Here is a 23,893-nt window from a genome sequence, read left to right as displayed (position 1 = left end):
CAAAAAAACGCAAGAGAGGACGCCATGACAATAAAAACAACCTTCATGACCGCCGCCATCGCTCTGGCCGCGACGCCAACGCTCGCCAACGATGTGGTCCGCATCAGCGGCTGGGGCGGCGACAACATTGTCGTCGTCAATTCGCTGATCAACGAGGTGCTGGACGACGACCTGAAAGCCGCCGGCATCACGGTCGAATACGAGCCGGTCGAAGGGGATTTCGCACAGATCCTGACCAATGCCCTGTCCGCCGGCACCGCGCCGGACGCCTTCTACGTCGACTCGTTCTGGGCCTACCCGATCTTCGAATCCGGCAAGATCGACCCGGTGCCGGCTGACAATCAGGACGTCGCCGACGCACTGCTGCCCGCGCTGAATCAGGCGTTCACCTACGAGGGGCAACTGATGGGCATCGCCAAGGACTTCAACACCCTGGCGGTGCAATACGACATGGACATCTTCGACGATGCCGGCGTCGACTACCCGGATATGGACGACGACTGGCACGACTTCCGCACCAAGCTGCAGCAGGTGCAGGCGGAACTCGACGACGTCTACGGCATCTGCGTGGTGCCGGACTACGCACGCTTCGCGGCCTTCGCGCTGGCCACCGGCTGGCAGCCGATCAACGACCAGGGCCACACCGTGCTGGACGACCGCTTCCGCGAAGCCTTCGAATTCTACGTCACCCTGCCCGACGAAAACGCCGGCGTACTGGCCACCGATCTCGGCCAGGGCTGGACGGGCGGCTGCTTTGGTAACGGCGACACCGCTGTGGCGATGGAAGGCGCCTGGATGATCGGCTTCCTGCGCGATCAGGCCCCGAACAAGTACTACAGCACCGTCGGCATTCCCAAGCACCCGGAAACCGGCGATCGCGGCAACCTGGTGTTCACCGTCGCCTGGGGCGTCGCGGCCGACAGCGACGTGAAAGACTCCGCACACAAGGTCGTCGAACTGCTGACGTCCGAGAAAGCCCAGCAATGGGTCCTGGAAAGCGGCCTCGCCCTGCCCAGCCGCGAAGCCCTGGCCGACAACGACTTTTTCAACGGCGACAGCACCGCGGCCATCACCAGCCGGGTCGTGTTCGAAGGCGCCAGCGATGGCCAGGTCGAACCGTTCCAGTTCGGCGAGTACGGCGGTGAGTGGAAGGCGATTGTGGATGAAGCTTTGAGTGCGGCGTTGTTGAAGGAACGGAGTATCGATGAGGCGATCGCGCATGCGCAGGAGCAGTTTGATCGGTTGACCGGGCGGTAGTTGGGAGGTTTTGAGGTTGATTTAAAACGGCGGATATCGCTCTGCTCTTCCGCCCTACATAACCGTGCCAAAGCACCTGTAGGGCAGAAGAGGCCCAGCCGATATCTGCCGCCCAAACCAACCCCATCCCAACCGAAATCCCGATCCCCCTCCCCAACCAGGAGCCCAACATGAACAAATCCCTGGCCCACAAGGAACGCATCGCCGGCATCCTCTTCATCCTGCCGTTCTGCGTCTCCCTGTTCGTCTTTTTCGTCTATGCCCTGGGCCGAACTTTTCTGTTCAGCCTGCAGTCCTACGACCTGTTTTCGGCTCCGGTCTGGAACGGCCTGGGCAATTACCTGGCGCTGGTCGGCGACCCCTTGTTCATCCTGGCGCTGAAGCATTCGCTGGCGTTTTCCATCGTCGTGACCACGTTGCAGACCGGTCTGGCGTTGCTGCTGGCGATGGCGGCGAACAAGCAGGTGAAGGGCAAGGGGGTCTTCCGGACCATTTATTACTTCCCGTCGATCCTTTCCAGCGCGGCCATGACGCTGATCTTCATGTGGCTGTTCCAGCGCAAGGGTGTGCTGAACCAGGGGCTGTCCTGGCTGTCGGCGCACGGTGGCCTGCTGGCGGTCGCGCTCGGGATCTTTCTGGCGGTGCAGACGCTGCAGTTCGTGCTGGGTCGGCGGCGCTACGATTGGGTGCGTTGGGGCGACCCGTTTCACCTGATCGTCAGCCTGGGTGTGACGGCGATCGCCACCCTGGTGCTGGCCGGTCTGGGCGTCGGCGTGCGCGACCTGGCTGAACCGGTCACCGTCACCTGGCTCAATACCCGCGAGACCTTCGGTCCGCTGCCGCGCACCATCTGGGCCATCGTCGCGATGAACACCTTCACCACGGTACCGACCCTGATGCTGCTCTACCTGGCCGGCCTGCAGTCGATTCCGGATTCGCTGTACGAGGCCGCCCGTCTCGAAGGCGCCAGCGCCTGGCAGCAAATACGGTACATCACCTGGCCAAGGCTGATGCCGGTGAGTTTCACCGTGGTGACGCTCGGCATCATCGGCACGCTGCAGATGTTCGACCAGGTGGCTCTGCTCGGCGACGCAGCGCCACTGGAGTCCAAGATCACCCTCGCCTATTTCACCTATCACAACGCCTTCCCGCCGGGCGGCACACCGCGCATCGGCATGGCCAGCGCGGGCGCCCTGGTGCTGGCGTTGCTGACCCTGGTGATGGTGCTGATTCAACGTTCCGTCGGCGTATCGGAGACCACCAATGACTGAGACTTCCTCCAACTCCGTGCAGACAACTCTCGCATCCGGTCGCCTTTCGGACCGGCCGGACGCCCGCCGCGAGCAGGCCGCCGTGCGCCGCCGCCAGGCGTCCACCCTGGTGCTGATGTACGGCGTGCTGATCTCGATCGCCACCGTCCTGCTGGGCACCTTCCTGTTCGCCTTGCTGGCGAGCGTCAAGGAAGACCCGCTGGAGCAGCCATTCCGCTTCTGGTTCGCGCAGATCAACCCGGTGAACTGGGCCGGGGCTTGGGAACAGGGCCGCGAAGGCAGCGGCAACGCCTGGTGGGGCGGTTTCTCGCCCGGTGGCGAGGTGACCTTTCACCTCACCTACGCCGCGCCGGTGGGCGAGGAACTGGCCGCGCCCGCGATCGAGATTCCCCGGCGGCGGCCCGGCACCGGCATGGCCGCCGCCGTCTATACCGACTTCGCGGTCGATTACGCCTCGGATCTGGACATTCGTCGCGAGGACGGCCCGCTCTATGAATTCACCAACAAAGACGGCGTGACCGAACAGTGGCAACAGGCCACCTGGCACGTCCGATTCCGATACGAGGGCGAGGGGCCGCGCATCGAGCGGGTGCCCTTCTCGAGCCAGGCGCCGCGCAGCCAGACGCTGATCGACGCCACTCTGCCGCCGACGCGGATGGAACGGCGCGGTCGGGTGGCGAGTTGGGAAAACGTCACCCCCGGCGTGCTCGGCTATGTGTTCAACAACTACCGACGGGTGTTCAAGGAATCCGTCGACTTGAACACCGGCGACAGCCTGTTCATGAGCTGGTTCCAGAACAGCCTGCTGATCTCCCTCGGCCGGGTCGCGCTGACGCTGGTGCTGGCAACCACGGGCGGTTATGCCCTGGCGCGGCTGAAATTCCCCGGTCAGCGGGCGGTCTTCTTCACCATGCTGGTGAGCATGATGATCCCGATTCAGGTGACCTTTATTTCCAACTACTTGGTCATCCGTGAGATCAACCTGCTGAACACGCCCTGGGCGGTGATCATCGTGCTGGTCGTCTCGGCGCAGGTGCTGATCATGAAGCAGTTCTTCGAGAGCGTGCCGCGCGAGATCGAGGAAGCCGCCCTGATGGACGGCGCCGGCTACTGGACGACCTTCTACAAGGTCATCCTGCCGATGAGCAAGCCAGCCCTGATCACCATCACCATCATGGCGTTCCAGGGCGCCTGGAACGACTTTTTCTGGCCGCTGGTGCTGATCAACAGCCCGCCCAGCGCCTTCGCCCTGCCCGTCGGGCTTCTGTCGCTGCGCAACGCCTATGGCGGCGCCGGGGACTGGTCGCTGATCCTGGCGGGCGCCTTCATGTCGACCGTGCCGGTGCTGATCCTGTTCATGGTGTTCCAGCGCTACATCGTCGATAACCCCATCGCCTCCGGCAGTAAGGAGTAACGGCTTTAATGATCCCTCTGAAACACAACTTCGCCTATCTGATTCTGGATGACGAAGGCCAGGTGACCCCGAACCTGCGCGAGTGCGGCCTGTATTTTCTCGACACCCGCGTGCTGAGCCGCTACCACTGGGCGTTCGATGGCTTCGACTGCCTCAAACGGGTCGCCCGGGACGGTCAGACGATGACCGAATACTGGTCGCGCTCGGTCGACCACCGCCAGGAAATCGGCATCGAACGCCGTCTGCGCATGACCCGGGACGGCCTGGTGGACCAACTGACACTGAGCAATACCGACCGGCGCGAACACAGCCTCGACATCGCCCTGGCGTTGGACAGCGACTTTGCCGACATGTTCGAGGTGCGTGGCCAGTTCGCCGACCTGGACCACCGCACCCAGAGCTGTTCCAGAGGGACCCACGACTACCGGGCGCAATTTCAGGCCACCGACGGCGAGACCTTCGATGTCAGCGCGCTGATCGACGGGGCGCAGTTCCACGAACGACTGGTGCTGGCGCCCGGTGAAAGCCGCACGCTGACCGTGACGGTCGCGGTGACCAGCTCCCTGCCGCTTGGGCACGACCCGGTGGACATGCCCGCCGACTGGCTGGGCCAGGCCCCGGCCGACCCGGCGGCCAGCCGTGCGTTCGACCAGGCCGCCGACGACCTGCGCTGCCTGCTGCTGGCCACCCCGGACGGGCTCAACATCGCCGCTGGCATTCCCTGGTTCGTGACGCCGTTCGGGCGGGATTCGCTGATCACCGCCTGGTTCCTGCTGCCCCGCTACCCGGACCTGGCCCGGGGTGTGTTGCGGTTCCTGGGCCGGCACCAGGGGCGTCGGGAAGACCGTTTTCGCGACGAACAACCGGGCAAGATTCTGCACGAACAGCGCTTCGGCGAACTGAGCCGCACCGGCCGGTTGCCGTTTTACACCTACTACGGCACCGCCGACGCGACGCCCCTGTACCTGATGCTGCTGCACGATCTGGTCGAGCACACCGGCGAGACCGGCCTGATTCGGGAACTGCGCGAACACTGGGAAGCGGGCCTGGCCTGGATGGAACGCTACCGCGACGAGCGGGGGCTGATCGTGTTCACCGGCAACGACCGGGCGCTCGCCGTACAAAGCTGGAAGGACTCGCAGGACTCGCTCAGCTACGCCGACGGAACGCTCGGTGGCGGCACCCTGGCCGTGGCCGAGGTGCAAGGCTACGCCTTCGCCGCCTACCGGGCCGCTGCGTCGTTTTACCGCACGCTCGGCGAGCGGGATCGGGCGGCACAATACGACGACGCCGCCGAAGCGATTCAGGCCGTTCTGCACGACCTGTTCTGGATGCCGGAACACGACAACTTCGCGATCGCCATCGACGCCGATAGCCGACCGCTCGACGTCAACAGTTCCGACTCCGGCCACCTGCTGTGGACCGGCGCCGTCCGTCCGGCGGAGGCGGAAAAACTGATTCCGCGCATGCTCGCCGACGACCTCTGGTCCGGCTGGGGGTTGCGCACCCTGAGCACCGGCGCGGCCCTGCATAACCCGCTGTCCTATCACAACGGCTCGGTCTGGCCGCACGACACCGCCCTGTTCGCGGCGGGGTTGAAACGGTACGGGCGGGAACGGGAATTCAGGACAGTGGCCGAAGCGCTGACCGACCTGGCCAACAGCCAGGACGACGGACGATTACCGGAGCTGGTGGGCGGCTACGACCGCGCCACCCACCCGCCACTGCCCTATCTGGATGCCTGTCGGCCCCAGGCCTAGGCCGCGGCGGCTTTGGTGTACTTGTTGTCATAGAGGCTCATGGGGAGTGCCTCGCCTGTTTGGCCGGCCTTTGGGTCGGTCTTTTTTTTTGACCCTCTCCCTAGCCCTCTCCCAGAGGGAGAGGGAATCTCTACGCAGTCAATCCAAAAACTGCATCTGCCCCCGAGCCAACCCCCGCAACCCATCAACCCCAAGTTCCGCCCCCCACCCGGAGTCCCCCATGCCGCCAAACGCCACATCGATCCGACTGCGCATGGGTCGGTTGATCCCGATGTTCCGGGTATTCAGCTTCAGGGCGATGTCCCGCGCATGGGCCGGGTCCGCATCCCAGACCGAGCCGCCGAGGCCGTACCGGCTGTGATTCGCCCAGGTCACCGCTTCGTCCAGGTCCCGATAGGTCGCCAGTTGCAACACCGGCCCGAAGATCTCATCCGGCCAGACCGGGCTCTTGAGCGGTTCGTCCGTCACCGCCCAGGCCGGGCCGGTGTAGAGGCCTTCGAGGCTTGGGTCTTCGCTGCGCACCTTGGCACCGGCTTTGAGCCGTTGCCACTGGGTCAGCAGGCGGGCCTGGATGTCCGACCGGGCGAGCGGGCCCAGCGTCGTGTCGGTTTGTTCCGGCGGGGCCGGGGTGTAGGTTTTGAGGTGGGTGTCGAGTTCGTTCAGTACGGCGTCCAGCCGACCGTGCGGGATGAGCCAGCGTTTGGCGCACAAACAGCTCTGACCGCTGTTGTTCATGCGCGAAGCGAGCGCGGTTTCGACGAATCGAGGCAAGTCGCCGCTGTCTGTCAACAGCCAGGCGTCGTTGCCGCCGAGTTCCAGCGTGGTCGGTTTGAGCCGTTGGCCACAGGCGGCGGCGATGTCGCGGCCGGCGTGGCTGCTGCCGGTGAAATGCACCTGGCGGATGTGCGGGTGATCGTAGGCGTGATCGAGCTGTTCGACATCGGCCTGGAGCACGCGCAGCGACTGGTCGGGGAAACCGGCGTCGGCGACCAGTTGTTCCAGCATCCGGGTCGACAGCAGCACATTGGGCGCGGGCTTGACCGCGACGGTGTTGCCCGCCACCAGGGCCGGCAGCGCAAACCGGCAAACCTGCCAGATCGGGTAGTTCCACGGCATGATGCCGAGAATGCCGCCCAGTGGCGCATAGGCCTGCTGAACATCGCTCGCCAGGGTGCGCGGATGCAGTGCGGAGTCCGCGTGGCCGAGCAAAAAGTCGATCAACGCCAGGGTCTTGTCGACCTCGGCCTCGGATTGGCGAATGGGCTTGCCCATTTCCCGGGTAATGGTGCGCGCGAGAACGGTTTTGGCGCTGGAGAGTTGCTGTTTCAGGCTTTCCAGCCACACTAGTCGGCGAGGCACAGTGGCCTTCGCCAACGCGGGCCATTGAGCGGCCTGGTGATCCAGTACCGTAGTCAGTTCGGTATGGGTCCAGGCGGGGGCGGTGTGCAGCGTCTTGCCGGTCGCGGGATTAACGGATTGGAAGACGCTCATGTAATTTCCTTTCATTCAAAGGGGGGGGTAGACGGCAATTTCTTAAATTATCGCGCTAAAGCCGTGGAAATTTTGTAATTTAGCCACATTTTCCCTAGCATCCGTTCATTCGGGTGCCACTATCTAGTTAGCCTATCATTCGGGTGCCGAATGGGGTCGAATCGACGAATGCACCGGGAAAGGGTCGCATTCTAAAGCATCGTTTCATAATGTTAACCATTCCTTGGGAGAGAGCGACACATGACTGTAATTCCCGACACGCTGCGCGAAAACGTCCGTATGCTGGGTGAGTTGCTGGGCGACACCATTCTGGAGAACCAGGGGCCGGAGCTGTTTCGCAAGGTCGAGGAAATCCGCCGGCTGGGCAAATCCGTCAATGTGTCCGAGGAAAGCGACCCTGGCCCGTTGATCGAGGAGCTCGGCACGCTCGAAGACAAGGACATTCTGCCTATCGTCCGCTCCTTCAGCCAGTTCCTGAACCTGGCCAACATCGCCGAACAACAGTATTTCGCCAGTGCCGAAGCGCAGCAACGCGACATCCTGGAAGACACCCTGGAGCAGTTGGAAGGCAACCTGGGTAAGGACGACGTCGCCCAGGCGCTCAAGAACCTCAACATCGAACTGGTATTGACCGCTCATCCCACCGAAGTCACCCGTCGCACCCTGATCCGCAAATACGAACGCATCGCCCAGACACTGGCGGACCTGAAACGCACTGATTTGCTGCCCTACGAGCGCAACGAGCTGAAAACCGGCCTGCGCCGCACCATCGACGAGATCTGGCACACCAACGAGATCCGCGACGAACGGCCGACCGCCGTGGACGAAGCAAAATGGGGCTTCGCCGTTATCGAAAACTCCCTGTGGCAGGCCATTCCCCAGTTCATGCGCGAACTGGACCGCAGCGCCCGTCGCCGCCTCGGCCAGGGCCTGCCCGTCGACGCATCACCCTTCCACTTTTATTCCTGGATGGGCGGCGACCGGGACGGCAACCCCAACGTCACCCACACCGTGACCCGGGAAGTGCTGCTGCTCGGCCGCTGGATGGCCGCCGACCTTTACCTGAAGGACATCCACGACCTGGCCGGCGACCTGAGCATGAGCGAAGCCTCGGACGAGCTGCTGGCCCAGGTGGACAACAGCCGAACCCCCTACCGCGCCCGCCTGCACGGCCTGCGCACGCGCCTGGAAAACACCCTGTACTGGGCCGAGCGCCGGGTAAAGGGCGAGACCGTCAAGCCGCCGGAAGACGTCATCCTCAGCCGTCAGGACCTGCTCGAACCGCTGATGGACTGCTACCAGTCGCTGGTCGATTGCGGCATGCAACGCATCGCCGACGGCGCCCTGCTCGACAGCATCCGCCGCGTGCACTGCTTCGGCATCAACCTGGTGCCACTCGACATCCGCCAGGACAGCGACCGCCATGTTCAGGCCATCGACGAGATCACTCAATACCTGGAACTGGGCGAGTACAGCACCTGGAACGAGGACGAGCGTCAGGCCTTCCTGATCGAACAACTGGAAAGCAAGCGACCGCTGGTACCGCGCAACTGGGTACCGGGCCCGGACACCCAGGAAGTGCTCGATACCGCGCGCATTCTGGCCGAGGAGCCATCCGAGACGATTTCCAGCTACATCATCTCCATGGCGCGCCAGCCTTCGGACGTGCTCGCCGTGGCGCTGATCCTCAAAGAGAGCGGCCTGAACTGGAACGTCCCCATCGTCCCGCTGTTCGAGACGCTGGACGACCTGGACCGCAGCTTCCACGTCATGGAGAAGCTCTGGTCCATGGACTGGTACCGCCAGTACACCGGCGGCCGCCAGACCGTGATGATCGGCTATTCGGACTCCGCCAAGGACGCCGGCAAGCTGACCGCCACCTGGGCCCAGTACAAATCCCAGGAGAACCTGGTCAAGCTGGCCGCCGAGAAAGACATCCACCTGATGCTGTTCCATGGCCGTGGCGGCACCATCGGTCGCGGCGGCGGCCCGGTCGAGAAGGCGATGGCCTCGCAGCCACCGGGCTCGGTGCGCGGCGCCATCCGGGTGACCGAACAGGGCGAGATGATCCGCTACAAGTTCGGCCTACCGCGCGTGGCCGTTCGCAGCCTCGGCATCTACGTCGCCGCCACCCTGCGCGCCACCCTGGAACCGAACGACGCGCCGAAGCCGGAATGGCGGGAGCTGATCGAGGCGATGTCCCAGGCCAGCCTGAAGGGCTACCGGGGCATCGTTCGCGAAGACGAACGCTTCGTCCCCTACTTCCGCAGCCTGACCCCGGAACAGGAACTGGGCAAACTGGCCCTCGGCAGCCGGCCGGCCAAACGCAAGGCCACCGGCGGCGTGGAAAGTTTGCGCGCCATTCCCTGGGTGTTCGCCTGGATGCAGGTGCGTCTCAACCTGCCCTCCTGGCTCGGTGCCCGCCAGGCCTTGCAATACGGCGTGGAACAGGCTCCGGAAACCTTCCAGGACATGCTCGACCACTGGCCGTTTTTCAGCTCCTTTCTCGACCTGCTGGAGATGGTGCTCGGCAAGGCCGACCGCTCCATCGCCGCCTACTACGAGAAACAATTGGTACCGGAAGAGCTGCACAGCCTGGGCGAACAGCTGCGCGACGACCTGAAACAGTGCGAAGTGCTGCTCAACCGAGTCAAGCACCAGGACGAGTTGCTCGCCGGCGACGCCCTGCTGGCGCAATCGATCCAGGTGCGCAACCCCTACACCGACCCGTTAAACTACCTTCAGGCGGAACTGATGAAGCGGGAACGCAAGACCGGCAACTTCGACCCGCACCTCGAGCGCGCGCTCAAGGTCACCATGGCCGGGATCGCCGCCGGTATGCGAAACACCGGTTGATTATGAAACGGCGGGCAACAATGGCCGATGCCGGACTTGCCCGCCTCCGCCATTCGACGGAAGTCTAGGCCTGGATGGTTGAGCTTGACGGCCATGGGGGGTATCTTAGCCCTCGATTGCCGTCGCAAGAGTGCCCCAAAAGGATGCATCATGCGGCTTGAGACAAGAAGGACAACAAGCGATTACACCACAGATTCAGGCCGGCGCCCGCTGCTTGGGCGCTCGCCAACCCTCAAGACACCGACCGCGCTGTGCCGACCGACCGCACTGCAGGCTTCTCGGCACCGGTCCGGAATTCCCGATTTTGGATTGAACCTTTATAACATTAACTGAAATACAGGAGTCTACCGTCAATGCGCATTATCTTGCTGGGTGCGCCGGGCGCCGGAAAAGGCACCCAGGCCCAATACATCACGGAAAAGTTCGACATCCCTCAGATTTCCACCGGTGACATGCTGCGCGCCGCCGTCAAGGCCGGCTCTCCTCTGGGTCTGAAGGTTAAGGAAGTCATGGCCTCCGGCGGTCTCGTTTCCGACGAAACCATCATCGCCCTGATCAAAGAACGCATCGCCCAACCGGACTGCGCCAACGGCTGCCTGTTCGACGGCTTCCCGCGCACCATTCCGCAGGCCGAAGCCCTGAAGAACGAAGGCATCCGCATCGACTACGTCGTCGACATCGACGTCGCCGATGATGAGATCATCAACCGCCTGAGTGGCCGCCGTGTCCACGAAGCGTCCGGCCGGGTCTATCACATCGACCACAACCCGCCGAAGAAGGACAACGTGGACGACGTGACCGGCGAAGCGCTGATCCAGCGTGAAGACGACAAGAAAGAGACCGTCGCCAAGCGCCTGGACGTCTACCACGCCCAGACCGAGCCTCTGGTCGGCTACTACAAGGACTGGGCGAGCAAAGACCCGGAAAACGCCCCCAAATACGTCTACATCGAAGGCAAGGGCAGCGTGGAAAACATCCGCGACAAAATCTTCGCCTCGCTGTAGGAGCGCACGCCGTGCGCGACCAGCCCACCGGGCCACCGGTCGCGCACGCCTACCACCCCCTACTCAAAATCCCCCTTCCCCAAAATCGGCAACACATGATGCGCCGGCTCCTCATAAGGATGCGCCTCAACCATCGCCTCCAACACCGCCTTCACCCGGGGCTTCTCGCACACCATCTCCACCTTATACTCCTCAACCCGCTCAAGATCCCCCACGGACCCGATATGCGGATTCGCCCCATCCAGAGGACGAAACTGCCCTTGCCCCAACGTCGACCAGGCACAGGCCTCATAATCCCCGATCCGGCCACCCCCGGCCTTCCCCATCGCCTCGATCAAGGCATCCTTATCCGAAGCCGGCACATACACCGCAATCAAGTACATAACCCCTCCTCTGCTCTTCAATGTAGGAGCGCACGCCGTGCGCGACAAAAGCGAACCAGATGCCTACACACAAACACCGCCCCCACCCTTTTCCGTTTAATTTCAGCAGGTTAGCACATAATAGTTGACACCCAACCTCAGTTCGGTAAACTGCGCGCCGTTGTTCGGAGAGTTGGCAGAGTCCGGTTGAATGCAGCTGACTTGAAATCAGCCGTGGGTTTACGCCCACCGGGGGTTCGAATCCCTCACTCTCCGCCATATTCCTGGGGTCAGTGGTTAGTAGCCACTGACCCTTTTTCGTTCTGGGGAACTTTGGGGAACAGAGCGGGGAATATACAGTAGTTCAAAGAACCACACCGCCTTACCTACTCCGTTAGCTGATAGGTGCCAGCATCCGCACCGCTTGATCGTCGCAATTCACCACTAGCGCAAATAGCTTTCTAAATATTGCTAATAGGCGATCTCACTTTGGCGGCAGTTATCAACACTTGACTGAAAGCTCCATACCCACGACATTATCATGAATTGATACGACCTAGGTGATCGGAAGAAATGTCATTACTACTAGTTGGCGTTGAAGAGTATAATGGGTTTAAAATATCAGCGCCTACGAGAATTGGCGATACTATAACAGTACTGACTGGAATTAATGGAAGTGGAAAGACTCGCCTTTTAGAAAGCATCAGACAAAAAGCAACGAAAGCATCAATTAATGGCAGTGACTTGGAAAATAGTGAAGTTTTACTTGTCGAACAAAATAAACTTACCCCAAACTTTTCCGGCGGATACAGTGAAAGCAATTACCAGATAACATTAACCTCAACTCTTCAATGCTATGACGAATTCAAACACAAATTTTTAGAGCCTCTTAACCCCAAAGAGCAACGTCATATAAACCAAAGGTTTGAAAAATCACTCCCATATGAAACACTGTATAGACTATGCCATTCTATTGCTAAAAAAGCGGACAAATCTGTAGACCAACTTACTCATGACGACATCATCCTTAATTTCGAAGAACAAAACAGGCAAATCCTAGGCGTTCAGAATATCTCACTAATATGCAATCAATACATCAGAAGAAAATGGCAAAACCAGTTCAATCAGTTTATTGCAAAGACTAAAGATAACAACACACCATTTCTAACAGACCAAGAGTTTGAAATTCGATTCGGCCCCCGCCCTTGGAAATCACTCAACAACATCATCGACGTTATATTTGACAGTAAATTCTACTTTGAAGAACCTGATGAAAACTCAAAAAGCTACAATTACAATGCAAAATTAATAGAAAGAAAAAATGGAAACATAGTCAACGCAAACACTTTATCCTCTGGAGAGAAAACACTACTTTGGCTAGCAATAACACTTTTTAATAGCCAATATTATGACCCTGATTTAATTGATCCTCCTGTACTGCTACTTCTCGACGAACCGGACGCGTTTTTACACCCGAAGATGGTTGTAAAAATGTATGAAGTATTCACGGTTTTCAACCAACAGTACAATACAAGGATAATCATAACCACTCATTCACCTACAAGCGTCGCTTTGGCTCCTGAAGACAGCGTATTCGTAGTAGAAAACAACAACATTAAAAAGACCAACAAAGACAAAGGCATATCTGATCTATTGGATGGTGTTACTCAAATATCAATTAGCCCAGAGAATCGAAGACAGGTGTTTGTAGAAAGCAAATATGACGCGGATGTTTATCAAGCTATTTATTCAAAAATCAGTCACTCATCCAAAATAATTGACCCTAAGATCTCCCTCAATTTCATAAGCTCAGGACCTAAAATGCCTGGAAAGCAGATTGAAAAAAAAGCCAGGCAGTTTTTTGACATAAATGATGACTCAAAGATAAAGCAATTTATTGAGTCACTGAATGGAGTTGGTAGTTGTTCTCATGTCATTGCTCAAGTGGAATCCCTACAAAGCAATGACAACGAGACTATTCGAGGCATTATAGACTGGGACCTGACTAATGAACATCACCAATGTGTAAAAGTGCTGGCACCAGGCCTAGCCTATTCGATAGAGAACTTAGCACTAGATCCCATATGCACTCTTCTGCTCTTAGCCGTTCACCATCCGGATTATTTGAGTATGGAGAACATATGCACTCAGGACGTCCATTGGTCCGAATGGATTAATGACAATGAATTACTCCAGAGATCATTAGATATTTTTGTAAAAAACATTACCGGGTTTGAAAACCAGAAAGACAGCAATATCGACTATATTTCCGGGCAAACACTAAAAACTGACTCTGGCTATTTAAAAATGAACGGTCATGAGCTAGAAAAAACACTCCTGGATAAATACCCAAGACTCAACCAATACTGGAAAGATAAAAAGAGTGGTCAGCTAATGCACTCTATAGTCAATCTGTCGATGATTAATATATCCAATGGAAAATTTATACCCAAAGCATTCGAGACTGTTTTCGCAGAAGTACAAAAATAGCGATACCGACTAGTATTTTGAGCTAGGGTCTAATGAGGGGGATCGTTTTACTTTTCGATCATAGCTGGCAACTTGTCGTTCAGTCTTGTGCCCACTAAAGGCACGTTTATTCGGACCGTCGTAGTCACTTACCCCTTTTGCTTTTAAATCGTGAAAAGTAAACCTTTCAAGGTTTGCGTACTCAGTTATAGCTTTCTCCCAAGCCTTCGACCAGTCATCTCTTAAACTCTCCGCCGACAACTTCGTCCCACTCCGATTATGAAAAACAAACATCGTCGGGTGCTTGCTTTCTACGGCCAACGCCTTGTCGATCGCCTGACGAAGTCGCGGCGTCCACTCCTTAATCTGCTTCACCCCCGTTTTACTCTGCTCGATGTAAAGCCCATCCTCCCGAAAATCCTGCCGGCGCAGCTTTAGAATGTCCGCCTTTTGCGCCCCACACAGCCAAGCTACATCCATCGCGGCCTGCAGTCGCGGTGAGGCGTTTTTGTAGATCGCCTCGTACTCCCAATCCTCAACATACCGGTCCCGGGGTTTCTCGGTAAACTTCCGGACGCCTTTACACGGGTTGCCTTTGCAACGGCCGCGTTCATACCCCCAGGAAAATACCAACGACAGAAACGACCTCTCCCGGTTGGCGCCGGTCTTCGATTTCATACCGCGCTGGTCCATGAACCGGCGAACATGCTGTGGCGTGAGCTCGTCGACGTGAACGTCACCGAAGACCTTTTTTGGACTACATGGACACCCATCGTAACCACTGGGTAATTTGGAATACACGACAGGCAAATCAATGATGATCAGGCTGTGATTGGTGCTGTTCTGGTACTGCTTTCAAAGTGACACCCATGGAATGCAACACTTTTAGCGTTGTCTCAAGCGTCGGATTACCGGACGGGCTGAATGATCTGTACAATTGTGTGCGATTCAACCCTGTCTCTTTGGCGATCTGGCTCATACCCTTTGCCTGGGCGACAACGCCCAAGGCTTTGCAGATATAGCTGACGTCGCCGGTGTCAAACGCCTCTTCCAGGAACGCCTCGATGTCTTCAGGAGTTTCCAAGTACTCCGCCGGGTTCCAATCGTGTAATTTTTCGCCCATATACTGCCTCACTCACTCAATTCTTTATCAATCTGGATAGCCTTTTTGATGTCATGCCTTTGAGAGCTTTTATCTCCCCCGCAAAGCAAGATGATTATTTGCCCATCATGCTCACGAAAGTACACGCGGTAACCAGGTCCTAAATGTACCCTCAGTTCTTGGATGCCAAAAGCCCCTTTTACCTGCTTCACATCCCCTAAGTGCCCAACTACATTCTTACTTCATTCACAAGACAGTCACCGGAAGAAACAGTTTCCCTGAGAATATAAGTGACCGGTTGCAACTGGTAACTCCAGTGCTGGGTGTAATAGTCACCCTCTTCAAAGACTATGACTTTATCCGGGATACCGTACTGGTCCAATACACCTTCACGCTCCTGTTTGCATCCTTTCATTTGTCGATCCAATGCACTGGATGGTTCAAAAACTGAGCAACTTGCTACCCCTATCGTGCTCAATACCGCCAAATATCGATGCATCCTTGTCTCCTCCATGGATTGGGCTTTCACTGTTTTGACTTTCAGCGTGTTATACATCGAGCCCAAGTGATTGTTCAACACTACCCAGTACAATTCGGCGGGTCGCGCATAAACCGCCTCCACGCGCTCATTTGCCGCCGGTATTCTTCCAATTCGCCCTTTTCGGCACATTTCTGCCGAACGTCTTCGGACTCGCACACTTCGATGCCGGTGCGGTAAGCCGTGGCTTCGTCATAGTGGCACGTCTGTGTCGTGTACATCTCGTCACGCCTCCGCGTGTGGTTCGTCCCGGAAGTGTTAATCCGTCTTCGTCCCGATCGATGGCGCGCACTCGTTGTTTGAACACATTGACTCGGTCTGCGAGCGCGGCCAGTCGAGCGCCGGGCTCGGTTGATCTCTGTGACGCATTCTCTCGCTCCAGCCTGGAACGATGAGATCCCGATCCTCTGTTTTCCGAACGGGTACGGTTATTCACGGGCATCTGCAAAACAGCACGTACGTCGGAGCTTTGCTCCAGACCGGTTCTGCGTGGCTGTGTCGATGTCGCCTTTTTACGCTGAATCCTGCGTCTGGGTCGTTGTGCGTGGGTTCGCATGGAATCCCTCCTTCTGTCGACGGTCTAGTGTCCGCCTGATTCTTTCCGGTGACCCATAGCGTAGATCAGACAATCCGGGAGATTTTGGCGCCCGTACAAAAGATTACACTGAGTTATTCTCAAATTGACTTGAACCACCCGACCCGTAGAATCGACGCCACTGAAACCAACAGCGTCCCACCAGCACGTTAGCTGGGATTTTTGTGCCTGTGATCCTGCAGTCGGGCACTCCTATGCCTATGGCTGGGTGGAGAGGCGGAAATATAAGACCCTACGGGGGAATACCGCCCGGCGTCTGTTGGCGTCAGTTGACACCCGGCTTCCAGAATTAGCCGCCCCTACTACTGAAACCAACAGGATCCAATCATGCCAAACCGTCAACACCCGTCCGGAGACTCACCCTCCGAGTATTTCATAAAAGACCTACCCGCCACCCACAACCCCCTGATCGGCATTCTCCCGGTCGATACGCTGAACAACACCCGCAATGCCCTGTGCACTCTACGGGAATTTTCCGAAAACCCCGGTGTTGCCCCCAAACAGGAAGCCAACACCGGTTTCTACTCGTTGATGACCTGCGTCATCGATGCGCTGGATTTCGAAATTCATGGCCGGGAGTAAGGCGGAATAGCCATTAGTGGGTTTGGACAGGCACCCAAGCCCACTTCGCGACAAGCCGAGCTGCAAGCCATGGAAGAGTAGAGGCGATGACCCTGTGTCGAATACCTTTACACCCCGCCAATTGGGCTCCAGGAAGCGACCAAGCCTCACAACTGAGCCCGCATACTGATCCCAACCCGTTTATGTGACAGACCTCACAAAAACTGTCGATTTACCTTACATCCACCAAAATGTAGCCAGCCAGAACCCGATAAAAAACCCATTTTTCAACAACTTACGATTTAGGCCCGCTAATTGCTTATTTATTGCCGACTCAACCCCTGCATTCGGAAAGCAAGGTCTTGAGGTTCACATTTGAAGGCATCGGAGCGTCTTATCATGAACCTTACAAAACTCACCCTCGGTCTCGCCCTGGCATTCAGCGTCAGTTCCCTGTCTTATGGTTACTCGCTTGCGGACAGTACCGACGTCGGTAGCCTGGACACCTGGGTCGCCAGCACCACTCAAGCCTCACTGGGCAATGCCAACCCCACCACGGAACAAGCCTGGATAGAGAGCATTCTGGGCTACTCGGTCTGGTATGAAGACAAAACAGAAGATGTCGATCTGTATGTCACCCAGGAATCGAGCTCAGTCGTCGCCTTTGGGCTGACTTCTCAACCTTCCCACTTCGTGGTTAAGGACTCTACCCACTTCGCGCTGTTCAGCAACAACCAGTCCATGGACTGGGGGGTGTTGGATCTGGCGGAGCATTTCGGAACCCATAAACTGGAAGATTTGCAGTTCAGCCATGTGACTGAATTCAACAGCGACTCGGTGCCTGTCCCCGAACCGGGAACGAGTGCGTTGCTGGCAGCCGGTGTACTGGGCTTGTATCTGTCCAGACGACGGAACCGCCGGATGGACAACGGCCAAGCCTGATCGTGGCAGCCGCTAAACCATTCGGTTGACCCGTAACCCCCTTACCAAATGGTCGACGGAGTAAACCTCCGTCGACTTTTTTCGTCTTCCAAATACCACACGCATACAAACCTCCCGCCGAAACATCGCCCCGCTATAGCGTCCACTGAAACCGTTCGTCGCATTATCGATTACCCAGGAAGGGGTATCGTCGCCCGGGACCCGTCACTTTGCAGTACGCTCCCTCTCTACTAGGGTGTGTCCAGCTGTAAAAAAACCATACACCGGTGATGTTTTGACGTTAACCCACTCACGCTTTCGCGGTTGATCAGTGAATCAACCCGAAGGTGGAGCTCTGTCGGTTTTTGGAGGATGAGCATGACAAGTACAAGAAAACTCTGGTTTCTGCTTGCGGCCCTCCTTTTAGCTTCTTTCGCTGTGTTGCTTTGGAGTGGCAATCAAATCTATCAGAAAGCCCCGCCCATGCCGGAACGGGTCGTATCCGAGAACGGCGACGTCGTTTATACGCGAGACGACATCGAAACCGGCCGCCAGGTCTGGCAGTCGATGGGGGGAATGCAGTTGGGTTCCATCTGGGGGCATGGCGGTTACGTGGCTCCGGACTGGAGCGCGGACTGGTTACACCGTGAAGTCATGGCCATTCTGAACAATTGGGCCAATCGCGATTACAACGCCGAACGCTTCGCGGCGCTCGATGCCGAGCAACAGTCTGCGTTACAGGGCCGGTTGGTGGCCATGATTCGCGAAAATACCTACAACCCCGAGACCGGCGTCATCACAGTAGACGAGGATCGCGCGGATGCGATCGCCGCTGTGTCCGAACACTACCAGAGCCTGTTCGGTAACGACCCGGAAACCGCGGATTTGCGCGAAGCCTACGCCATGAAGAACGGAACCGTGCCAGACCCCGAGCATCGCCGCCTGCTCTCGGCCTTTTTCTGGTGGACAGCCTGGTCAGCCGTGACCGAACGCCCGGGCAGCGACATTACCTACACCAACAACTGGCCCAGTGAAGAACTGGTCGACAATCAGCCGCCGCCGAGTACCTTTTTGTGGTCCGCCTTCAGCGTGACCTTTTTGTTGGCCGGTATCGGCTTGTTGGGTTGGCACTACGCGGTCAATCACGACAAGGAGGAGGCGCCTCATCGCTACCCCGGTTCGGACCCGATGGGGCAGGTGGTGGTAACTCCCTCCATGTTGGCCACCGCCAAGTACTTCTGGGTTTTGCTGGCCTTGTTCCTGGTGCAGATCCTGTTCGGTGCCATCACCGCGCACTACCAGGTGGAAGGTCAATTGGTATACGGGTATGAAATGGCCGAGTATCTGCCCTACTCCATTACGCGCACATGGCACACTCAACTGGCGGTGCTGTGGATCGCGGTGGCCTGGTTGGGTACCGGTCTGTACATCGGGCCCGCTGTATCCGGCTACGAGCCTCCCTACCAGAGGCTCGGGGTCAACGTGTTGTGGGTTTGTCTGCTGGTCATCGTTGTGGGTTCATTCACGGGGCAATGGTTGGCGGTCATGCAGAGCCTCGGTCTGGACAACAATTTCTGGTTCGGTCACCAGGGTTGGGAATACGCCGACATCGGCCGCTTCTGGCAGTGGTTCCTGTTCATCGGTCTGATACTGTGGCTGTTCCTGGTGGGCCGTGCCTTGTGGCCTACGCTGCGCAGCGCATCCGAATCGAGATCGATCGTGGGGTTGTTGTTTCTCTCCACCGTTGCCATTGGCCTGTTTTTCGGTGCCTCTTTGATGTGGGGCGAAAACACCCACCTGTCCATGGTGGAATACTGGCGTTGGTGGCTGGTGCATCTGTGGGTCGAAGGTTTTTTCGAGGTGTTCGCGACGGCCGTCATCGCGTTTCTGTTCACCCGGCTGGGTTTGCTGGAAATCAAGACGGCCACAGTGGCCGTGTTGTTCGCCACCATCATATTCATGGCGGGCGGTGTGTTGGGCACGCTGCACCACCTGTATTTCTCTGGTACGCCGACTCCGGTTCTGGCCCTCGGCGCCAGCTTCTCCGCCCTGGAAGTCGTACCTCTGGCGTACATCGGGTTCGAGGCGTATCACCACTATCGCATGAGTATCGCCACGCCCTGGATGCAGCGCTACAAATGGCCGGTGATGTTTTTCATCGCGGTGGCGTTCTGGAACCTGGTCGGGGCCGGGTTGTTCGGCTTTCTCATTAATCCGCCCCTGTCGCTCTATTACATGCAGGGCTTGAACCTGACGCCGTTGCATGGCCATACGGCCCTGTTCGGTGTTTATGGCATGCTGGGCATCGGGCTTGTGCTGTTCTGTCTGCGGGGCATGAAACCTCATCTCGCCTGGCACGAAGGCCTGCTTAAAACCAGTTTCTGGATGTTGAATATCGGCCTCGCGCTTATGGCCCTGCTGACGCTGTTACCACTGGGTACCCTGCAGTTGTTCGCATCCCTGGACCAGGGCTACTGGTATGCCCGCTCAGCCGAATTCATGCAGCAGCCGATCGTCGACCTGCTGGTGTGGTTACGCGTTCCGGGGGATACGATATTCGCCATCGGTGCCTTGATTTTCGCCTGGTTTGTCATCCGCTTGTGGGTATTCCCGACGCCCGAGGGTGCAGTGCCCGACCGTGACACAGCGGAAGCGGACCGCCACCGGGAAACGTCGCCCGCAACCGGTCGGTAAGCATGGCGGAGTTCTACCTTGAAATTCAGCGAGTCCATGTGGTGGCTGTCCTCGCCAGCGGGGGCTTGTTCCTGCTGCGTGGGCTCGCCCTGTTCGCGGGCTCACAATTGGCCATGTCCGTTCCGGTCCGGATTGTGGGCTACGCCATCGATACGGTCTTTCTGACGGCGGCGCTAATGCTGGCCACCATTGTGCGGCAATATCCGTTCGCCCACGACTGGCTGACCGTCAAACTGTTGCTGCTCGGGGTATATATCGCACTGGGCGTGGCGGCATTCCGGAAGGCACGTTCATTGTCGGTACGAGCGGGCCTCTGGTTTGGGGCCATCGCGGTCTACGCCTTCATCTACTCAGTTGCGCGAACGCATCATCCGCTGGGGGTGTTTCACCAATTGGTGAGCTAATGGACGTGCATACACCAGGCTGTGCCACCGGGGGCTAGCCCCGTCAATTGTGGTACTATGCGATCGATATCACGTCGTTCGCAGTCAACCACAACCAGCGTCATCCATGCGTCCACAACCGCTGAAAGGGTCCAGTACAGGGAATCAACGAGCGTTTGATTCTCCACCTGTTACGCACCCACAAGTCACTGACCAATCGCGCCTTGGCGATGCTGCCCGCTCCTCTGTCCAACTGGTCCCGCGGAAACAACCATGCCCGCCGTCAACCGACACCGCCTCACCACTCTCGCCCTGAGCCCCCTGCTCCTGGCTCAAGCCGTTTACGTTCGCAAAGTGACGCCCCGCTTGCCCGAACCGGAAGGCGACCGTGAGGGCATCGCGGGCACCGGTCAGCCACTCAACCTGTTGATATTGGGTGACTCGGCCGCCGCCGGCGTCGGGGTAAAGTATCAGTCGGAAGCCTTGTCCGGCCGGTTGGTCGATGCATTGTCATTCGATTTCCGGGTTAGGTGGACGCTTCTGGCCAAAACAGGGCTCACGCTGGACGGTATTATCGAACTTTCCCGGGCGGTGACTCACCCGGTGTTGGATGTGGCGGTGATATCCGCGGGTGTGAACGATGTCACCGGAGGGAGCTCGCTTGCTCGGTGGAGGGAGGGTATTGGGACCTTGTATGACCGTCTGCACACTGCTCTGGGATGTCGGCTGGTGATATTCACCACAGTTCCCCCCATGCAGGACTTTCCGGCCCTGCCCACACCGTTGCGGCAGTATCTGGGCCACAGAGCCGTGTTGCTGAATGAAGAGCTGAGAACGGTCCTCAAGGGTCTGGACCATGCCGCTCTGGTTGACCCCGACTTTGCTCCGACGCCGGACGTTATCGCCGTGGACGGTTTCCATCCCGGCTTCCGGGCGTATCGGGTCTGGGCGGACGCCCTGGCGACGCTGATTCGACACCGTCTGGGTGGTGGCAACACGCGCGGTTGAGTGCGACGGGCGTCAAACCGGAGGTGTCGGATCTGTCCGCCCAGGGTTTCCTTCAGACGAAAAAAAGCCCGGAACACCAAAGTGGTCCGGGCCTAAAGCAACTAAATGCAAGAGAGTCAAAACGAGGCGTATCTTACGGTTCGGCGGAGCAATGTAAACTCATCACTCCCCATTACCGTTTTTTGAAAAACCACCTCTTTCGTAAACCCTAAATTACACTCACTACTTTACTGTTCCGATTGTTCCGGCTGCTCCGCCGGGCCGCCATCAAGCTGCCCCTGGAAGAGGTCGTCGACAGTGGGCGCTTTCAGGCTGTTGTCGAAGCCGTCGAGCGTCTGGATACGGATGTCCCAGATGCCCTGCATACGGCGTTGACGCAAGTCGTCTCCGGCACCCTGGACGATGGTCGGGCGCAGGATGATCATCAGGTTGGTCTTCTGGCGCTCGGTGGAGCGACTCTTGAAGAGGTTGCCCAAGATCGGGATGCGACCCAGCACCGGCACCCGGCTCTCGCGTTCGATGATGGTGTCGTCGATCAGACCACCCAGTACGATGGTTTTGCCGTTGCCGATCAGCACCTCGGTTTTGACCTGACGCTTGTCGGTGATGATGTCCACAGCGCCGAAGGAGTTGCCACCGGAGATGGATTCCACCACTTGGTCGACCTCCAGTCGCACAGAGCCGTCCTGCTGGACATGCGGGATGACGGTCAGCGTGGTGCCGACATCCTGGCGTTCGATGACGAAGGGGTTCTCGTCGGTGCCGCTGCCGCCGGTCTTGAACGGAACGGAGCTGCCAACGGTGATGAAGGCTTCGCTGTTGTCCAGCGTCATGACACTCGGCGTGGACAGCAGGTTGGTGTTGGACTGGGATTCGATCGCCTGGATGATGGCGGCGAAGTTCGGGGTATCGCTGATCGGGTCGACCAGGCCGACGAAGGTGCCATTGGGTATCGCGCCGATGTTGGAGGCGGCCGCGGCCTGAGCTACGTCGGCGATCGAAGCGCCCGCTTCGGAGAAGTTGGTGGACACGAACGGTACGCCGTTCTCGGCTTCCAGCGGATTGGTGGCCCACTGAACGCCCAGGGCATCGCTGATGTTGCCGTTCACTTCGACGATTGCGGCTTCGATCAGCACCTGTTTACGGCGAATGTCCAGCTGGCGAATGATGCTTTCGATCTCGGTCATCACCGAAGGCTCGGCACGAACGACCAGAGCGTTCAGGTCTTCGTCCGGAAGAATGCTGACCGGGCCGCTTGGCGGTGCGCTCTGCCCCTGTCCCTGTTGCTGCTGTTGCTGAACCGCGCCGGCCATGCCTTTAAGCAGCTCGGCCATACGGGCGGCATCGGCGTTGTTCAGGAATATGACCTTGGACGAGGTGTTTTCCTCGGTGGGCACGTCGAGTTGCTTGATCAGCGCGACGATCTGGGCGCGGGCTTCGGCCTCGCCTTTGAGGATGATGCGGTTGCTGCGCTCGTCGCCGACCAGATGAACGCCCCGGGTGCCGGCACGCTGCTGACCACCCTGGTTGCCGGAGGTCACCGGCGTCGGCGCCACTCGCTCGAGCAGGGTAATAATGTTGCCGACCCAGGCGTGCTCCAGCGTGACGACTTCGATTTCCTCGCTGCCGGCCTTGTCGAGCAGGCGGATGATTTCGTCGACGCGTTCGATGTTCTCGGCCCGGTCACTGATGATCAGGGCATTGGCAGTACTGACGCCGGCTAAATGGCCGTACTTGGCGACCAAAGGCCGCAGAATGGGCACCAGCTCCATCGCGGAGGTGTTCTGGATGGCGAACACCCGGGTGATGATCTCCTCGCCCTGGATGGCACCTTCGGTATCCACCGGAATACCGGCGGACTTGATGTCGGCCTGGCCGATCACCTTGATGGCGTTTTCGGTCTCCACGGCGGAGAAGCCGTAGACCTCGATGGTGGCCAGGAAGATTTCATAAATGGCATCGGCCGTCAGTTCCTTGTCGGAAAGGACGGTCACGCGACCGCGTACCCGCGGGTCGACGATGAAGGTTTTGCCGGTCACCTTGGCCACCAGATCGATAACCTCCTTGATCTCGGCGTCCTGCATGTTCAGTTGGTAGGTCGGCTCTTCGGACCAGGCCGGCATGCTCATGACCAGCATCATCAACAGGCCCGCGATCCATCGTGTCATTGCCTTGGGTTGCATGGGGTTACTCATTCTCATAGTGCC

General features: G+C 58.3%; 18 protein-coding genes, 1 tRNA gene and 1 pseudogene. 13 read left to right on the top strand and 7 right to left on the bottom strand.

All coding sequences use genetic code 11. The features are described from left to right. Positions 1-24: 24 nt before the first annotated feature. The 4 genes from IE111_RS14735 to IE111_RS14720 all read left to right on the top strand — a co-directional run bounded on the left by IE111_RS14735 (position 25) and on the right by IE111_RS14720 (position 5,702). Positions 25-1,257 carry an extracellular solute-binding protein gene (locus IE111_RS14735; RefSeq protein ID WP_189610088.1) on the top strand — a complete coding sequence of 411 codons (1,233 nt, stop codon included), beginning with the start codon at positions 25-27 and terminating at the stop codon, positions 1,255-1,257. A 170-nt stretch (positions 1,258-1,427) separates the two neighbouring features. Beyond that, the gene (locus IE111_RS14730) at positions 1,428-2,528 is read left to right on the top strand and encodes a carbohydrate ABC transporter permease (RefSeq protein WP_189610086.1); all 1,101 of its coding nucleotides are present in this window, start codon (positions 1,428-1,430) and stop codon (positions 2,526-2,528) included. Beyond that, a complete protein-coding gene (locus IE111_RS14725; protein ID WP_189610084.1) occupies positions 2,521-3,942 on the top strand; it encodes a carbohydrate ABC transporter permease in 1,422 nt (473 codons plus the stop codon). The genes IE111_RS14730 and IE111_RS14725 overlap by 8 nt, the downstream gene beginning before the upstream one ends. A gap of 8 nt (positions 3,943-3,950) precedes the next feature. Continuing rightward, a complete protein-coding gene (locus tag IE111_RS14720; protein WP_189610082.1) occupies positions 3,951-5,702 on the top strand; it encodes a glycogen debranching N-terminal domain-containing protein in 1,752 nt (583 codons plus the stop codon). 138 nt (positions 5,703-5,840) lie between these two features. On the opposite strand, the gene IE111_RS14715 is transcribed toward IE111_RS14720, so the two are convergent. Beyond that, entirely contained in the window at positions 5,841-7,193 is a 1,353-nt protein-coding gene (locus tag IE111_RS14715; RefSeq protein ID WP_189610079.1) for an aldehyde dehydrogenase family protein, read from the bottom strand. Between the two features lie 240 nt (positions 7,194-7,433). Between IE111_RS14715 and ppc the strand changes: the two genes are divergently transcribed. Together ppc and adk are read left to right on the top strand one after the other, a co-directional pair. After that, positions 7,434-10,049, top strand: coding sequence for a phosphoenolpyruvate carboxylase (gene ppc / locus IE111_RS14710; protein ID WP_189610077.1), 2,616 nt, complete (start codon positions 7,434-7,436; stop codon positions 10,047-10,049). Positions 10,050-10,402: 353 nt separating this feature from the next. Continuing rightward, positions 10,403-11,053: an adenylate kinase gene (gene adk, locus IE111_RS14705; protein ID WP_189610076.1), complete on the top strand. Its 651-nt coding sequence runs from the start codon at positions 10,403-10,405 to the stop codon at positions 11,051-11,053. 59 nt (positions 11,054-11,112) lie between these two features. On the opposite strand, the gene IE111_RS14700 is transcribed toward adk, so the two are convergent. Next, on the bottom strand, positions 11,113-11,436 hold the full coding sequence (locus tag IE111_RS14700) for a YqfO family protein (RefSeq protein WP_189610074.1): 324 nt from the start codon (positions 11,434-11,436) through the stop codon (positions 11,113-11,115). Between the two features lie 166 nt (positions 11,437-11,602). Between IE111_RS14700 and IE111_RS14695 the strand changes: the two genes are divergently transcribed. Then, positions 11,603-11,694, top strand: a tRNA-Ser gene (locus IE111_RS14695). A gap of 294 nt (positions 11,695-11,988) precedes the next feature. Next, positions 11,989-13,905 (top strand): ATP-binding protein, encoded by a 1,917-nt coding sequence (locus IE111_RS14690; RefSeq protein WP_189610072.1) that lies wholly within the window; start codon positions 11,989-11,991, stop codon positions 13,903-13,905. A 9-nt stretch (positions 13,906-13,914) separates the two neighbouring features. Here the strand turns inward: IE111_RS14690 and IE111_RS14685 are convergent, their stop codons facing one another. The 4 genes and pseudogenes from IE111_RS14685 to IE111_RS14670 form a co-directional block, all read right to left on the bottom strand. Then, a complete protein-coding gene (locus IE111_RS14685) occupies positions 13,915-14,562 on the bottom strand; it encodes a tyrosine-type recombinase/integrase (RefSeq protein ID WP_189610070.1) in 648 nt (215 codons plus the stop codon). Between the two features lie 133 nt (positions 14,563-14,695). Next, positions 14,696-15,007, bottom strand: a complete 312-nt coding sequence (locus IE111_RS14680) for an addiction module antidote protein (protein ID WP_189610067.1) — start codon at positions 15,005-15,007, stop codon at positions 14,696-14,698. Positions 15,008-15,015: 8 nt separating this feature from the next. Further along, positions 15,016-15,204 (bottom strand): annotated as a pseudogene (locus IE111_RS24805) (type II toxin-antitoxin system RelE/ParE family toxin); the annotation flags it as partial. An 11-nt stretch (positions 15,205-15,215) separates the two neighbouring features. Then, positions 15,216-15,485 carry a hypothetical protein gene (locus IE111_RS14670; protein WP_189610063.1) on the bottom strand — a complete coding sequence of 90 codons (270 nt, stop codon included), beginning with the start codon at positions 15,483-15,485 and terminating at the stop codon, positions 15,216-15,218. Between the two features lie 961 nt (positions 15,486-16,446). On the opposite strand from IE111_RS14670, the gene IE111_RS14665 reads away from it, so the two are divergent. The 5 genes from IE111_RS14665 to IE111_RS14645 all read left to right on the top strand — a co-directional run bounded on the left by IE111_RS14665 (position 16,447) and on the right by IE111_RS14645 (position 21,686). Further along, positions 16,447-16,701 carry a hypothetical protein gene (locus IE111_RS14665; RefSeq protein WP_189610061.1) on the top strand — a complete coding sequence of 85 codons (255 nt, stop codon included), beginning with the start codon at positions 16,447-16,449 and terminating at the stop codon, positions 16,699-16,701. Between the two features lie 378 nt (positions 16,702-17,079). After that, positions 17,080-17,622: a PEP-CTERM sorting domain-containing protein gene (locus IE111_RS14660; RefSeq protein WP_189610059.1), complete on the top strand. Its 543-nt coding sequence runs from the start codon at positions 17,080-17,082 to the stop codon at positions 17,620-17,622. Between the two features lie 357 nt (positions 17,623-17,979). Then, a complete protein-coding gene (locus IE111_RS14655) occupies positions 17,980-20,295 on the top strand; it encodes a nitric-oxide reductase large subunit (RefSeq protein WP_189610057.1) in 2,316 nt (771 codons plus the stop codon). A gap of 2 nt (positions 20,296-20,297) precedes the next feature. Next, on the top strand, positions 20,298-20,699 hold the full coding sequence (locus tag IE111_RS14650) for a SirB2 family protein (protein WP_189610055.1): 402 nt from the start codon (positions 20,298-20,300) through the stop codon (positions 20,697-20,699). 252 nt (positions 20,700-20,951) lie between these two features. Further along, positions 20,952-21,686, top strand: coding sequence for an SGNH/GDSL hydrolase family protein (locus IE111_RS14645; RefSeq protein WP_189610052.1), 735 nt, complete (start codon positions 20,952-20,954; stop codon positions 21,684-21,686). 227 nt (positions 21,687-21,913) lie between these two features. Here IE111_RS14645 and gspD read toward each other — a convergent pair whose 3' ends face one another. Beyond that, positions 21,914-23,869, bottom strand: coding sequence for a type II secretion system secretin GspD (gene gspD / locus IE111_RS14640; RefSeq protein ID WP_189610050.1), 1,956 nt, complete (start codon positions 23,867-23,869; stop codon positions 21,914-21,916). Between the last annotated feature and the right edge of the window lie 24 nt (positions 23,870-23,893).

Source organism: Saccharospirillum salsuginis (assembly GCF_014651855.1).
GTDB lineage: Bacteria > Pseudomonadota > Gammaproteobacteria > Pseudomonadales > Natronospirillaceae > Saccharospirillum > Saccharospirillum salsuginis.
The sequence above is the reverse complement of the archived record's forward strand: the minus strand, read 5'-3'. Positions and strand labels throughout refer to the sequence as shown.